The organism is Novosphingobium sp. fls2-241-R2A-195 (assembly GCF_030209485.1).
GTDB lineage: Bacteria > Pseudomonadota > Alphaproteobacteria > Sphingomonadales > Sphingomonadaceae > Novosphingobium > Novosphingobium resinovorum.
Genome location: NZ_JARVRY010000030.1, coordinates 20,653 through 35,633 on the forward strand (window position 1 = coordinate 20,653; position 14,981 = coordinate 35,633).

At 63.2% G+C, this 14,981-nt stretch carries 11 protein-coding genes; 8 read left to right on the forward strand and 3 right to left on the reverse strand.

What is annotated here, in order from left to right; all coding sequences use genetic code 11:
* Nucleotides 1-24: 24 nt before the first annotated feature.
* Nucleotides 25-2,400 carry a TonB-dependent receptor gene (locus QRN25_RS22060; RefSeq protein ID WP_285021388.1) on the reverse strand — a complete coding sequence of 792 codons (2,376 nt, stop codon included), beginning with the start codon at nt 2,398-2,400 and terminating at the stop codon, nt 25-27.
* 226 nt (nt 2,401-2,626) lie between these two features.
* On the opposite strand from QRN25_RS22060, the gene QRN25_RS22065 reads away from it, so the two are divergent.
* Nucleotides 2,627-4,342 (forward strand): arylsulfatase, encoded by a 1,716-nt coding sequence (locus QRN25_RS22065; protein WP_502910491.1) that lies wholly within the window; start codon nt 2,627-2,629, stop codon nt 4,340-4,342.
* A gap of 146 nt (nt 4,343-4,488) precedes the next feature.
* Here QRN25_RS22065 and QRN25_RS22070 read toward each other — a convergent pair whose 3' ends face one another.
* Nucleotides 4,489-5,262, reverse strand: coding sequence for an SDR family oxidoreductase (locus QRN25_RS22070; protein WP_271183693.1), 774 nt, complete (start codon nt 5,260-5,262; stop codon nt 4,489-4,491).
* A gap of 138 nt (nt 5,263-5,400) precedes the next feature.
* On the opposite strand from QRN25_RS22070, the gene QRN25_RS22075 reads away from it, so the two are divergent.
* Nucleotides 5,401-6,300 carry a LysR family transcriptional regulator gene (locus tag QRN25_RS22075; RefSeq protein ID WP_285021391.1) on the forward strand — a complete coding sequence of 300 codons (900 nt, stop codon included), beginning with the start codon at nt 5,401-5,403 and terminating at the stop codon, nt 6,298-6,300.
* 229 nt (nt 6,301-6,529) lie between these two features.
* A complete protein-coding gene (locus QRN25_RS22080) occupies nt 6,530-8,998 on the forward strand; it encodes a TonB-dependent receptor (RefSeq protein WP_285021393.1) in 2,469 nt (822 codons plus the stop codon).
* A 148-nt stretch (nt 8,999-9,146) separates the two neighbouring features.
* Here QRN25_RS22080 and QRN25_RS22085 read toward each other — a convergent pair whose 3' ends face one another.
* Nucleotides 9,147-9,431, reverse strand: coding sequence for a hypothetical protein (locus QRN25_RS22085; protein ID WP_271183696.1), 285 nt, complete (start codon nt 9,429-9,431; stop codon nt 9,147-9,149).
* A gap of 30 nt (nt 9,432-9,461) precedes the next feature.
* Between QRN25_RS22085 and QRN25_RS22090 the strand changes: the two genes are divergently transcribed.
* From QRN25_RS22090 to QRN25_RS22110, 5 genes are all read left to right on the forward strand, one after another.
* The gene (locus tag QRN25_RS22090; RefSeq protein WP_285021395.1) at nt 9,462-10,238 is read left to right on the forward strand and encodes a TonB-dependent siderophore receptor; all 777 of its coding nucleotides are present in this window, start codon (nt 9,462-9,464) and stop codon (nt 10,236-10,238) included.
* On the forward strand, nt 10,211-10,375 hold the full coding sequence (locus QRN25_RS22095) for a hypothetical protein (RefSeq protein WP_285021396.1): 165 nt from the start codon (nt 10,211-10,213) through the stop codon (nt 10,373-10,375). The genes QRN25_RS22090 and QRN25_RS22095 overlap by 28 nt, the downstream gene beginning before the upstream one ends.
* A 231-nt stretch (nt 10,376-10,606) precedes the next feature.
* Complete coding sequence (locus QRN25_RS22100) at nt 10,607-12,892, forward strand: TonB-dependent receptor (RefSeq protein ID WP_285021398.1); 2,286 nt, start codon at nt 10,607-10,609, stop codon at nt 12,890-12,892.
* The gene (locus QRN25_RS22105; protein ID WP_285021400.1) at nt 12,889-13,491 is read left to right on the forward strand and encodes a hypothetical protein; all 603 of its coding nucleotides are present in this window, start codon (nt 12,889-12,891) and stop codon (nt 13,489-13,491) included. Before QRN25_RS22100 ends, QRN25_RS22105 begins: the two co-directional genes overlap by 4 nt.
* Complete coding sequence (locus QRN25_RS22110) at nt 13,488-14,870, forward strand: PepSY-associated TM helix domain-containing protein (protein WP_285021402.1); 1,383 nt, start codon at nt 13,488-13,490, stop codon at nt 14,868-14,870. Before QRN25_RS22105 ends, QRN25_RS22110 begins: the two co-directional genes overlap by 4 nt.
* Nucleotides 14,871-14,981: the final 111 nt, after the last annotated feature.

Genomic DNA, 14,981 nt, shown 5'->3' on the forward strand with positions numbered 1-14,981 from the left:
GCTGAATGATGCTCATGCCGGATTTCAGAACTTGGTCCTGAGCGTCACACCGTAGGTACGAGGATCGCCCAGGGTGCCGGTGACCGCACCGGTGTTGCCTGCCGACAGGCTCAGGTAATAGAGCTTGTCCGTCAGGTTGCGCGCCCACAGCTGGATGTCGAGCACCCCGTCCAGCGCCCGCACGCCGATGCGTGCGTTGACCAGCGAATAACCGGGAATCAGCGAATAGCGCGAAAGGCTGGCGGTGGTGTTGAAGTCCGAGCGGTAGCTATAGTCCGCGCCGAAATAGACTTCGCTATCGCGGCCCAGCACAGATCCCACCCCCTGACGCGCCTCGCCGCCTGCCGAGGCCGCCCACTTCGACACGCCCGGCAGGCGCTTCCCGCTAAGGTCGCAGGTGGTCTGCCCGGTGACCTCGATCGGGCACGGCGCATTGGGATAGTCCACGTACTTCGCATCGGTGAACGCGCCCGAGGCGTAGAGTGAGAGCCACGGCGCCGGATTTGCGCGCAGGTCCGCCTCGAAACCGCGCGTGCGAACTTTGCCGACGTTGGTGAAGTAGGACTGGTTGTTGCGCTCCACATCGACCACGGTAGTCTGGTAATCGCTGTCGTCGGTCCAGAACGCGGCGAGGTTGGCGGTCAGTTTATTGCCGAACCATGCGGTCTTCACGCCCAGTTCGTAGCTGTCGATCGTCTCGGGCTTGATGACCGGATCGGCGGCGAAGGCGCCCGTCGTCACGATGTTGGCAAGGTTGAGGCCGCCGAACTTGTGGCCGCGCCCATAGGTCGCATAGACCAGCGCATCGGGCGAGACCTTCCACGACAGCGTCGCCGAGCCGGACAGGCGGCCTTCCTTCGTGCTGGCGGAATAGGAATTGGCGATGCCGTAGCGCGAGCGGATCGTATTGGCGGCGGCAAGCTGCGCGGTGGTCAGCCCGTCGAGACTGGCGCCGGTGGCGGTCTGCTCGAACCAGCCGGTCTTGGTCTCGTAGGTGTAACGCAGGCCCGTGGTGAGATCGAGCGTGGGCGTCACGTGCCAGATCGTCTGACCGAAGGCGGCGTAGCTGTTGGTCACAGGACGCGAGTGGCCGAGGATGGTGTAGCCGTTGAGTGCGGCTGCGGCGGCTGTGCGGTCCACGCTGGGCGCCACGAACCATGCGGCGGCGTCACTGCCATAGGCATTCAGCGACTCGGCATCGATTGCCTGCCACAGGTAGTAGAGGCCCGCGACGTAATCGACCTTGCGCGTACCTTCCGAGGCGATGCGCAGTTCCTGGCTGAATTGACGCTGCTCATTGCTCTGGTGGAAGTCGGTGCCGGCATCGAGGCTGGTGGAATCGCCGTCGTTGTGCGGATACCAGTTCCACGCGCGGTAGGCGGTGACCGAGGTGATCGTATTGCCCGGGATGGTGAGGTCGGCGATCGAGGTTACGCCCCACTGGTTCATCTTGTAGCGGGGGTTGGCGTCCACATCGACCTGCCGCGCCGAAGGATCTATCGGAAGCGGCGTATAGCCGGTGCGCGCGGCGCGGGCGTAATAGTTGTTCGCGAACGCCGTGCCGTTGTCGTACTGGGTCAGCACGTCGGTCAACACTGCCGCCGCCGTCTTGGAATGCTGGCGGCCATAGTCACCGATCAGGCGCAGCTTGAAATTGCTGGCGGGGGTGAACAGCAACTGCCCGCGCAGGCCGAAATCGTGGTAGTCCTGCGTGTCCGAACCGTCGTAGCGGTTGGTCATGTAGCCGTCGCGGTCGGTCTTCGAGACGTAGAGGCGCGCGGCCAGCAGATCGTCCACCAGCGCGCCGCTGGCATAGGCGTGGACCTGCCGGAAATCGTAGTTTCCGAAGGTCACGTCGCCGCCCGCCTCGGGCTCGAACGTCGGCGACTTGGTGGTGACGACGACCGCGCCCGCCGACGTGTTCTTGCCGAACAGCGTGCCCTGCGGGCCGCGCAGCACTTCGATGCGCTCCACGTCCGAGAGGTCGAACACTGCCTGTCCGGGCCGCGCGAGGTAGACCTGATCGACATAGACGCCGACCGCCGGCTCCAGCCCGTCGTTGTAGACCGAGACGTTGTTGCCCAGCCCGCGGATGTTGATGCTGGTGTTGCGCGGGTTGGTGTTGGTGACGACGAGGCTGGGAGTCAGTTGCTGCAGGTCGCGCAAGTTGTAGGTGCGCGTCGCGGCCAGCTGCTCGCCGCCGAAGGCATTCGCGGCCACCGGTACGTCCTGGATGCGCTCGTTGCGGCGACGGGCGGTGACCATGATATCGAGGCCTCCACCACCTTCTGCGTCGGCAGCGGCTTCGGCGGCTGGTGCCTCTTCGGCGTATGCGGGGACGGCAGCCAGCGCGCTCGACCCGAGCAGGACGAGCGTGGTGGCACGCAGGAACGTGTTCATGGAAAGACCCTCATTGCATGGCGCGACCGGCGACCGGGCGGCCGCCTGAAACTCAACCGTTTGAGTAGAGAACTCATGGTGCGCGGCAACAAAGATTCTCTACATAACTGGTAGAGTAAAACTTTGTGGGCCGCCGGAACTGCTCCCGTTAGGTCTCACGCTCCCACGCATCGCCACGAACGGAACCGACGTGACCCGCAAGGCCGCCCTGATTGCCGCCGCTCTCATGAGCACCCTGATGACCCGTCCCGCCGCCGCGCAGGTTGTGAATGCCGCCGCGCCTGCGCCTGCATCAACCGCCGCTCCGGGCGCTGCGCAGAGTGCAGCGCGCCCGAACTTCCTCGTCATCGTCGCCGACGATCTCGGCTGGTCGGACCTCGGCGCCTTCGGGGGCGAAATCGCGACGCCCAACCTCGACGCGCTAGCCAACAGCGGCGTGCGTTTCACCGGCTTTCACACCGCGCCGACATGTTCGCCGACCCGCTCGATGCTGTTGAGCGGCGTGGACAACCACGAAGCCGGGATCGGGACCATGGTGGAATCGCGCCCCGCCACCCTTGCGGATCGCCCCGGCTATGAAGGCTATCTCAACGACCGCGTCGCCTCGATCGCGGAGCTGCTGCAACAGGGCGGCTACCGCACGCTGATGTCCGGCAAGTGGCACCTCGGCCTCACCGAGGATCGCGGCCCGGCCGCGCGCGGGTTCGACCATTCCTATGCGCTGCTGCAGGGACTGGGCAATCACTTCGGCGCCGACCAGAACGCGGCATGGACAAAGGCCAAGGCCAATTCGCTCTACCGGCAGGACGGCAAGCTGGTGAAGTTCCCGGTCGGGCACTACTCGGCGGACCAGTTCGCCGACAAGCTGATCGGATTCCTTGATGACGGAGCCGCTGACAAGCGCCCGTTCTTCGCCTACCTCACTTTCACCACGCCGCACTGGCCGATGCAGGCCCCGTCCGAGACGATCGCGAAGTACAAGGGCCGCTACGACGCGGGCTACGAAGTGTTGCGCGCACAGCGGCTCGAACGGCAGAAGAAGCTTGGCCTCGTCGCGCTCGACCAGCAGCCCCATGCGCTCGACGGCGTGAAGCCGTGGGACAGCCTGACGGCCGAGCAGAAGGCGTTCGAGGCGCGCAAGATGGAAGTCTACGCCGCGATGGTGGACCGCATGGACCAGAATGTGGGCCGCGTGGTCGCCGAACTGAAGCGCACCGGCCAGTACGACAATACGGTCATCGTGTTCCTGTCCGACAACGGCCCCGAGGGTAGCGAGATCGATGCGCCGTTCCAGGTGCGAGGGCTTCCTGACGGCGCGAAGAAGCTGGGCATCGACAACCGGCTGGAGAACATCGGCAACGCCACCTCCTACGTCGGCTACGGCGCGGGCTGGGCGCAGGCCAACAGTACCCCGTCGTGGCTGGTGAAGGGCTATCCCACCGAAGGCGGCACGCGGGTCTCGGCTTTCGCCTCGGGCAAGGACGTCGTCGGCAATCGCATCGCACGCGGCTATCTGAGCGTCACCGACATTGCGCCGACCCTGCTCGACCTTGCCGGGCTGACCCAGCCGACCACTTATAAGGGCCGCACGATCCTGCCGTTCGAGGGGCACAGTCTGGTCCCCGTCCTTGCCGAGAAGGCCAGCGAAGTGCGCTCGCCGGACGAGCCGGTCGGCACCGAGCTGTTCTATCGCCGCGCGCTGCGCAAGGGCGACTGGAAGGCGGTCTACCTGCCGAAATCCGGCTCAACCTACCCGCGCGACGGCGTTGGCGAGGGCAAGTGGCAGCTCTTCAACCTCGCGACCGATCCGGCGGAAAGCACCGACCTTGCCGCCACTCATGCCGAAAAGTTGGCCGAACTCGTGGCGGACTGGGATCGCTACGCTGCGCAGAAGGGCGTCGCGCTACCACAGGATGCCGCGCCCTCGGCGGCAAAGCCCTGAAGCGCGTGGCGTGCCGGACTCAATACTCGGCACGCCGCCAGCCGTAAGGCTTCGATCGATTTGTTCCGGCACACTGATGAAAGCTGCAGACGACGCCCTGTATGGCGCCAAAGGTATGGGCGGGACACAATGGACCGCCCATACCTTTATTTGGTGGTATAGCCGCCATTGACGAGAATGGTCTGCCCGGTCATCCACCAGCCATCCGAAACCATGAAGCGGATATAGGGAACTATGTCCTCAATGTCGGTCAGTCCGGTCTTCGAGAAGCCCGACAGCGCTGCAGCAGTTTTGTGATAAGCGACCGCATCTGCGCCCTCGGCCGGGTAGAAAAATGGCGTATCCATCGGGCCAGGCCCAATTGCCGTCACCGAAATGCCGCGTTCGCCGAATTCCTTGGAGGCAGCGCGGGTGAAGTGTTCGACCGGCGCCTTGGTTCCGGCGTAGCTTGAATAGAAGGATGTGTAGGCGCCCAGAAGAGAAGTGACGAGCGTTACCAGCTTTCCATTGTCATTAAGGTGCTTGCCTGCTTCCTTTATGAAGAAGAAAGCCGCCTTTGCATTGACCGCGCTCATCTCGTCATATTCGGCTTCGCCGATTTCGAGCATGGGCTTCTTCAGGACCTTTCCAACCGTGTTAATGGCAATGTCCGGGCGGCCGATGGCGGCAACGGCGTCGGCAAAGAGCTTTTCGACGGCAGCTGCAGTGGTCATATCCGCCTGAAATGCAACCGCTTCCGCGCCAAATCCCTTGATTGCTGCGACCGTCGCATCTGCCTCTTCCTTTGAAGTGGCGCTGTTATAATGAATGGCGATGGCCTTCGCGCCTTGCTCGGCAAGATCCCGTGCGATCAGGCCGCCGAGATTTTTTGCCCCACCGGCGATGATGACGGTTTTCCCTTTAATGCTATGGTTGGTCATTCACTGCCTCTTTTACCAGATGGCCGACCATTTATTGGCCCCCTCGAGGTGCGAACATATGTTCAACATTTGAACGATAAAGTTGTTTAATTTGAATTAACTTGTCTGAAAATCCGAACAATGGATATTCAGGGTAATATGGATCGTATCGAACTGTTCCGGGTTTTCATCCGTGTCGCCGAATGTGAGAGTTTTACGCGCGCGGCAGATACCCTCGGGGTTCCCAGATCATCCGTTTCGGCAGCCATACAGGCGCTTGAGGACCGTGTCGGGGCGCGACTGCTTCATCGTACAACCCGCAAAGTTTCACTGACGTATGATCGCATAGCATTTTATGAGCGCTGCCAGCGGGTTATCGCTGAGGTCGAGGATACCGAAAACCTGTTTCGTCAAAACGCAACTCAGCCAACGGGGCGTCTGCGCATCGACGTTCCGGGCCGGATCGGCCGGTTGATAGTGGCGCCTGCACTACCCGGTTTTTTCGACACCTACCCCAAGATCGAAATCGACATGGGGGTCACTGACCGCGCCATCAATCTGACGGGGGATGCAGTCGATTGCGCGCTTCGTGTTGGTCCACTGGCCGATTCCGGACTGATCGCGCGACCGATCGGTAAACTGCCACTGATCAATGTGGCAAGTCCGTCTTATCTGGCACGTCATGGGATACCAAAGTCGCCCGATGACTTACGCAATCATCATGCGGTCAACTATGCCTCGCCCTCTACGGGAAAAGTCGAGGCTTGGGAGTGGGGCGAAGACAGAGGTCTGCGCACTATGTCTCTGGGTGGACCCGTTACGGTCCACAATGCTGAAGCCTATATTGCTTGCTGTCTTGCTGGCCTCGGCCTGATCCAGATCCCGGCCTATGACGTCAGATCTCATGTGGAGGCGGGCGAATTGGTCGAGGTGATGCCAGATAATCGGGCTGCCCCGATGCCGATGAACTTGCTTTATCCTCATCGCCAGCATCTGTCGCGCCGATTACAGGTGTTTGCCGATTGGCTCGAAGAATTGCTCAAGAAGCGACTGGCGTAGCACGCGGATTGCGCCTGCGAAGGTGCTCCAAAGTCTGGCAAGGTAAGGGGCTGCCCTGTTGCTCCGCAGTGCACGGGCTTTCGGTCATCATGCGTTCCCGGCAGCATGATTAGAGCGCCAAATGTCTCGGAAAGGCCGTCCCTGAAACATGAGCGCAAATCAGCTGAAATATTTCATTGATAATGAGACTGACTATCAGTATCAGCCGCCTTGTTCACAAGGGGGAATTATGCCAATCAAGCCATCCAAGGCGACCGCGCGTCGCACTTTCCTTGCGCTGTCCTGCATCGCGCCGGCTTTCGCGCCGGTCGCTCATGCGCAGCAGGCGGATCCTGCCGATCGCAGCCTCGGCGGCGTCACCGTTTCCGATTCCGCGATCACCGAAGCCCCTGGCCGCAAGCTTGAATCGCCCAAGCGTACGCGGTCCGTTCGCGACACGCCGCAGACGATCACGGTACTGTCCAACGAAGTGATCGAGCAGCAGAATCTCCTGACCCTGCGCGATGTGCTCTCCACCGTGCCCGGCATCACTTTCGGCGCGGGCGAGGCGGGCACCGGCCCCGGCGACAACATCACCTTCCGCGGCTACAGCGCGGCCAACGACATCACCGTCGACGGCGTGCGCGACAGCGCCCAGATCACCCGCACCGACCCGTTCAATCTCGACCAGGTCGAAGTGACCAACGGCGCCAACTCGGTGATCTCGGGCGCGGGCTCGGTCGGCGGCAATATCAACATCGTCACCAAGCGCCCCAAGGCCGATGACGCCTATGTCGCCACGGCGGGCATCGGCACCGACAACTACTATCGCGCGACCGTCGATCTCAACAAGCGCGTCAGCGACCTCGTCGCCTTCCGTTTCAACGGCATGTGGCACCGCAACGACGTGCCCGGCCGCGATGTCGAGGACTACAAGCGCTGGGGCATCGCGCCTTCGGTGACCATTGGTATCGACAGCCCGACCCGTCTGACGCTGCAGTACAGCCACCAGGAAGACGACAATATCCCGCAGTACGGCCTGCCGTATTATGCGGCAGCAGGTGGTCTGATTTCCGGCGTCCATCGCAGCGACTACTTCGGCTACCGCAACGTCGACAAGCAGAAGATCAATGTCGATCAGCTGACCGCGATCTTCGAGCATGAATTCAGCGACACCGTCTCGATCCGCAACCTTGCCCGCTGGCAGGATTCGCGCCAGCTCACCCAGGTCGATCCGCCGCAGGGCACGTACTGCCTGTCGAGCGGCGTGACCCCGCTCGGCGCCGCGTGCACGGTCAACATCGGCACGACCGCCGCGCCCAACAACGTCCTCGTCCCTGCCGGATACTACTATCCGACCGGCCCGCGCGGCACCACGCGTGACACGCGCAACCAGCTGATGTTCGACCAGCTCGACATCAAGGCCGTCTTCAACACCGGCGCGATCGAGCACACGATCACGCTGGGCGGTGCCGTCACCTGGGAAAAGTATGATCTCTACAACGGCAACGTGCTGCGCAATGCCGACGGCACCAACGCCTTCACCCGCCTGCCGCTGATCAACATCGACAATCCGAACGAGGTGATCACCGGTCCTGCGACTCCGGCGTTCACTTATGGCAGCAACGTCTACACCGGCGCGGTCAACTTCATCCGCACCGGTCACACCATCGGCGAGCAGACCAACGTGGCGGGCTACCTGTTCGACACCATGAAGCTGGGCAAGTTCGAATTGAGCGGCGGCGCCCGCCTCGAGCGCAACACCGGCACCTCGCGTACCGACACGCTGTGCGGCCTCGCCGTCGGCTGCGCGGTCAGCGGCGTGCAGTACGGCTTCGGCGATGTCAGCGCGACCACCCGCGGTCGGAACGCCAACACGCTGTTCTCCTACCGCGTCGGTCTGAACTACAAGCCGGTCGAGGCGGTCAGCCTTTACGTTGCCTACGGCAATTCGCGCACGCCTTCCAAGAATTCGGTCAACGGATCGTGCACGGCTGACGGGCTCGCCGCCGATGGCTCGGCGATTCAGAACACGACCTGCAACATCAGCCCGGAATCGGCCAAGAACTACGAGATCGGTGCCAAGGCGGAGCTGTTCGACGGCGGCCTGTTGCTGACCGCATCGGCCTTCCGCAACGAGCGTGACAAGTACGCGGTCGTCTCGGGCGATCCGACGGTGCCGAACCAGCAGCTCGACGGCAAGTCACGGGTGGACGGCATCGCGATCGGCGCGTCGGGCACCATCACGCCTGCATGGACGATCACGGCCAACTACACGTACCTCAAGGCCAAGCTGATCCAGTCCGTCTCCGACTTCTGCCTTGCTAACCCCGGCGCGGTGACGGGCACGCGGACCTGCACCAATACGGCTGCGAACCCGAACCCGGGTGCCGGACAGTACCTGCCGCAGACGCCCAAGCACTCGGCCAGCCTGTTCACCACCTATCGTCTGCCGTTCGGCCTGACTGTCGGCTACGGGTTCACGTATCAGGGCAGCTTCCTGCTGACCGCCGCGACCCCGACGGCCGAGGCGATCAACGCGAAGGACTACCTGGTTCACCAGGGCTACCTGTCCTACGAGTTCTCGCCCAACCTGTCGGCGCAGCTCAACGTCAAGAATATCGGCGACAAGCTGTACTTCACCCGTATCCGCAACAATGGCTGGGCCACGCCGGGCGATGCCCGATCGGCGGTCCTGACCCTGACCGCGAAGATGTGACACGAAAGCATACCGTCACGAAACGCTTCAAGCGTTTCGTGACGGTATGCGGTTCGATTATAAACAAAAGACGGCTTGAGCAGACGTCAGATATTCCTACTCAAGCCTTACGCTGCTGCTGTTCTGCGTGGCCGAACGAGGTCTCGCGTCAGTACAAATTATCCTTGTAGTCCTTCTCCAGGCCTTTCCGCATCAGCGCGCTCATTCCGGGCACAGCGATACTCGCGCGGGCCAATGCAGCAGCGACGCCTTTGTTCTTGTTGAGCTTGATGTGCTCGATGAAAGGCTTCGTCGGCTCGATGCTCGTCCCGGGAGTGACCGGCCATAGCGCGGCGCGCTTCAAGGCGGGGCTTTCGCGCAATTCGAGGGCCTCGATCTGCACGCCGATCGCCAGTGATGGGACTTTGCCTTGTACCGTGAAATGTTCGCGCATGACGGGGTCGGTGGTGAGGTGTGCCCGTCCGTGGACGCGGGCGACGCAGGCAGAACCCGGCACCAGCAGAACCGTCGCACCTACTTCAGCGCCGGCGACTACGATTCCACGCATTTCCCGCTGAACATCGCCAATCCCGATTACGACGAAGCATACGATACCGATTCCGTGCTAGGCTCGTCCGGCGGCAGCAAGGCGCACCAGACCGGGATATATCTGCAGGACCACCTGAAGTTCGGGGAGTTCGCCACACTGACCCTTGGAGGCCGCTATGACTGGGCCGAAGCATCCGGGCAGAAGGATGACGCTTTCAGTCCGCGCATCGGCGCCACCGTGAAGCTGGCTGGCGGTGTGAACGCCTATGCCAGCTGGTCGAAGTCGTTCCTGCCGCAGCTCTATACCCTGCAGGTCGTGGGCTTCGACGGTGAGGGTAATCCCATTGGCGGGCCGGTGCCGCCCGAGCGGGGCAGGAACATCGAACTGGGCGTGAAGTTTGCGCCGGACGGCACCCGGTTCAGTGGTAGCTTGGCCGTCTATCAACTGACTCGGCAGAACGTGACGACGTCCGACGCGGGTTATCTCGACTTTTCGGTCGTGACCGGCGAGCAGCGGGCACGGGGGATCGAGGCGGAGTTGCAGTGGCAGCCGATCGGCGGCTTCAGCCTGAACTTTGCCTACACCTACACCGATGCGGAGGTGACAAAGGATAATTTCTTCACTGTCGGCGCGCTGCTCTCCAACATTCCCCGTCACATATCGGGGCTTTCGCGCAGTACGAGTTGCAGGACGGCCCGTTTGCCGGATTAGGCGCGACACTGGGCATCACTTACAACAGCAAGCGCAACGGCAACATCTACTCGGTAAATTCCGACGGTTCGGTGCTGCTCTGGCTGCCTGCCTACACGCTGGTCGATGCAGGGGTGTCGTGCAGGCGTGAGGGCTGAGGGGTGCAACTGACCGTCGCCAACCTGTTCGCCGAGCGCTACTTTCCCGACACCGGTGGAATCGATCGCGTGACCCCCGGCAATCCGCGCAACTGGAGGCTGACGCTCTCACGGACTTTCTGAGCGGTCCCTTCCCGGTGTCGGAACATTTGCCGTATCGCTTCACTGGAGTGCAATTGACTCGCAATATCGGAAAAGCCATATGCGCTGCTGACAGTCCATGGGGGGTGCATGATCCGTTTTTCCGTCTTTCTTTCGAGCGCTGCTGTGGCCGCGCTCTCGGTTTCCGCACATGCACAGCAGATGGCATCCGCCGATGAAACGACGATCCGGCCGGCCGATATTATCGTTACCGGCGAAAAGTCGACGCGCACACTGCAGGAGACCCCGACCAGCATCGCCGTGACCACTGCGGAGAAGATCGAGCGCGAGACGTTGATCTCCATCCAGGACGTCTACAACCGTACCGCGAACCTCTCGGAGACCTATGGGTCTTCCGGCTTCACCATTCGCGGCGTGAGCAATACCGGCGTCGGCGCGGGCGGGCAGGCCGATGCTGCCAGCGTCTACGTCGATGGCGCACCGATCCCGAAGTGGGCGCTGTATGGCGGCCCAACCGACATGTGGGACGTCCAGCAAGTCGAAGTGCTGCGTGGCCCGCAGTCCACTATTCAGGGCCTCAACGCGCTGGCGGGCGGCATCGTGATCACCACCAAGGATCCCTCGCTCGACCGCTGGACCGGCGATGCGCGCGTGCTGTGGAGCGAACATGACGACCGCACGTTCTCGGCGGCTGTCGGCGGCCCGATCGTGGAGGACGAACTGGGCATACGCCTTTCGGCCGAGCGCCGGGCCGACGGGGGGCTTATCCGCAACCTGACGCGCGGCGGCTATGACGACGAACTCAAGTCGCTGAACCTGCGCGGCAAGGTGAAGTGGACGCCCGCCGCAATTCCGGGGCTGGAGGCGGTCGCCAGCTACAATCGCGTGCGGCGCGACGGCGGTTACCTTTACGAATATGCACGCACCGATACGCCCGATTTCTACGACCACCGCGTCGCCACTGGCGACCAGCCTACCAGCGGCAAGATCGACAGCGACATTGCCGTGTTCAAGCTGAGCTACCCGCTGGCGGACCACCTTAAGCTGTCGAGCGTCACCTCGTGGAATCGCTCGAAAGTCCATTCGCAGATCGATACCGACGGCACGCCGCAGGATATCCAGGCGATCGACAACCGCTATCTCTATCGCACGCTGACGCAGGAACTGCGTCTCAACTACGAAGGCGAGCGGCTGAGCGGACTGCTCGGCGCGTGGTACTATCGCCGCAGCGGCGCCATCGACCAGAACAGCCGCGTCAACATCGCAACGCCCACTTCGACGATCGCGGCATTGCTGCAGTCAGGCGGGGCGAGCGCCGCGCAGGCACAGACGATCGCTGCAGCCTATGCCACCCAGTTGCCGGTGATCCCGGTACTCTACCGCGCGACGCAGCCGGAAAAGGTGGAGACGATGGCGCTGTTCGGCGATGCGCGTTTCAAGCTGACCGACCAGCTGACGCTGATCGGCGGCTTCCGCTTCGACCACGAGCGCAACCGCTATGCAGCCGAGACCGTGGCGGCCTTCAACGGCACTTTGCCCGACGTCAATTTCCTCGGCACTGCCTATGCCCCGATCATCGGGCTGATCAACCAGGGCGTGCTGGGCCTCGTCGACGATGCCTCCTCGCCGCTGGCGTCGAACCGCCGCACGTTCAACGCGTTCCTGCCCAAGTTCGGCGTGAGCATGGACTGGACGCCCGACCTGACGACGGCGTTCACCGTACAACGGGCCTATCGCTCGGGTGGATCGAGCCAGAACCCGGCGCGTGCCGAACTGGTGCCGTACGATCCCGAGTATAGCTGGAACTACGAAGGATCTTTGCGCTCCAAGTGGCTGGGCGGCAAGCTCGTGGTCAATGCTAACGTCTTCTACATGCAGTGGAAGGACCAGCAGGTCACCGCCTACTTCGGCCTCAATGCCTATGACTACAACACCGTCAACGCCGCAGGCTCGCATCTCTACGGGTTCGAATTGGAGGCGAACGCCAATGTCGCCCCCGGCATCGACATCTATGCCTCGGTCGGCCACGTGCGTACCAAGTTCGACGATTTCGACCTGCCGACCGGCGCGACCAGCACGGTGGACCTGACCGGGACGCAGTTCCCCTATGCGCCGCGCTGGACACTCTCGGGCGGCATCAATGCGACCGTACTGGGCGGCGTCACCGCCAATCTCAATGCCAACTACCGCACTTCGGTGTTTACCGGCGTCGGGCAGGATCAGGACCAGTACGCCGTTGCCGCGCGCACCGTGGTCAATGGCCGGCTGGGTTACGAGACCGACAACTGGCAGGTCTTCGTGTTCGCGCGCAACATCTTCAACGAAAAGTACAAGCAGTACGAATATGCTGCGATCCATCAGGCGATCCTTGGCGATCCGCAGACGTTCGGCGTCGGCGCGGGCGTCCACTGGTGACGTCGCCACTGGCAATGTTGGTTGCGAGCCTGTTCCTGCTTGCGGCGGGCGTTCTGGGCGCCGGGCTGCTGCGTACATTGTGGCGTCGGCGTGAAGGCGCCGCGCCTGCATTGCTGGCCGGAGGGTGGGGCGTCCTGATCGGCGCGATCCTTCTCGCCGGGTGGGTGGTCGGCCCGGTCAAGGGCACCGCGCTGGCGTTGGCGATGGAAGGGATCGGTGCCTTCGGTATCGTCTGGCACGGCAGAGTCCGCAAGGTTGCGCGTGAGCGCGATGGCAAAGGCGAGGGCGGGGATGCACCCGAGCCGCTCGACGAGCCGGGCCGCGTATGGCGCGGCATGCTGCGCACGCTACTGGCGGGGCCGCTCGGCATGACGGCGGCGATGGCGCTGGCCTTCTGCGTCACTGTTTACATGCCGGGTGATGCGCGCACGCGCATCGTCACCGGCGGCATGCTGCTGCCGGTTCTGTGGGGTCTCGCAATGACCTGGACACTCGCCGACCGCCGCCTGCTGCGTGCGACTGCCGTGCTGGTGGGCACCAGCGTGCTCGGCTTCGGCCTCGCTTTCCTCGGCGGCATCCTTTCCGGGGCGTCAACATGAGCAACACTCGCAAGAAACGGTGGCGCTGGCCGATCTCGCCCGAGACGGTGCGCTCGGTGCTGAGCAGCCACTCGGTGTTGGGGCTGGCTTTCGCCGCGATCATCTATCTTGTCTGCCTGACCGGCACGATCGCGGTCTTCGCGCCGGACCTGCAGCGCATCGAAGTGCCGGGTACTCCGGTCGCCATGCACTTGTCGGAGGCTGCTGCAGCCCGCGCGCTTACCGAAGCAGTTCGCCAAACCCCGTCGGACAGTTCGATCTATCTGACGATGCCGAGCCCGGCCAAGGAGGGCGCAACGCTGGTTGCCTTCAAGCCGGGTTTCGAGCGCAACTGGGCGGTGGCCGAGGACGGTACGCTCTCCCCCCTCGATGCGATCTGGACCGAGTTCCTGATCTACCTCCATATCTGCCTGCACCTGCCGCGCAGCTGGGGCGGATTCATCGTCGGGCTAACGGGAGTGGCGCTGCTGTCCTCGCTGGTTTCAGGCATCCTTGCACACCCTCGCGTTGTGCGTGATGCGTTTCACTTGCGGCTCGGCGGATCGAGGCGGCTGCAGGAAGCGGACCTGCACAACCGGCTGGGGGTCTGGGCGCTGCCGTTCCACTTCACGCTGGCGCTGACCGGGGCGCTGCTGGGGCTGAGCACGATTATCGTCGCCGGGCTCTCGCTGCTGCTCTATCGCGGCGACATGACCAGGGTTTATGCTCTGTTCCTCGATCCGCCCCCGGCCATCGATGCCCGCACGGTGCCGATGCCCGATCTTGCCGCACTGATCGCGCAGGCCCGCGCGCGCATGGCCGAAGCGGCGATCGACAGCGTCATGGTCGAACGCCCCGGCCGCGCCGACATGCGTATCTCCGTCCATGGCCGCCGGCCCCGCCACCTTGTAGTACAGGATGAGGTGCAGTTCGATGCGCAAGGCGCGGCGATCCACGAGGAGCACCCGAAAGACATGGTGGTCGGCACTAGGGTGCTGAGCGGTATTGGTCAGCTTCATTTCGGCTGGTTCGGTGGTCCCGTCGTGCGTGTGGCATATGGTCTGTTGGGACTTGCGCTTTGTGTCGTAACCTCCAGCGGGGTGACTATCTGGCTCGCTCGCCGCCGCGATCGCGGCCGCCCGGCGCCGCAGTGGGAGCGCATCTGGTCGGCGGTCTGCTGGGGGCAGCCGGTAGTGCTGATGCTCACGGCAATCCTCGCCTTTGTATATCCCGAAAGTCCGCTGGCGCCGGCCTGGCTGATCCTGACGACGATCGCGATCGTGCTCTGCGCCGTCATGAACCGGTGTTCGGGTGAGTATCTGGCGCGGCTCTGGCGGCGGGGTCTTGTCGTCGCGTCGGCTCTTGCGGCGGTGCTCTATCTTGGCAGGGCATTGTACTGAGAACGATGCCGCATGAGATGGGCGGTGCGATACTGTGGAACTGGAGTTCTACCTCGGGAATGTGAGGGGGCAGCGCTCTAGCGTTAGTGACACCCGGCCATGAGCCTCGCA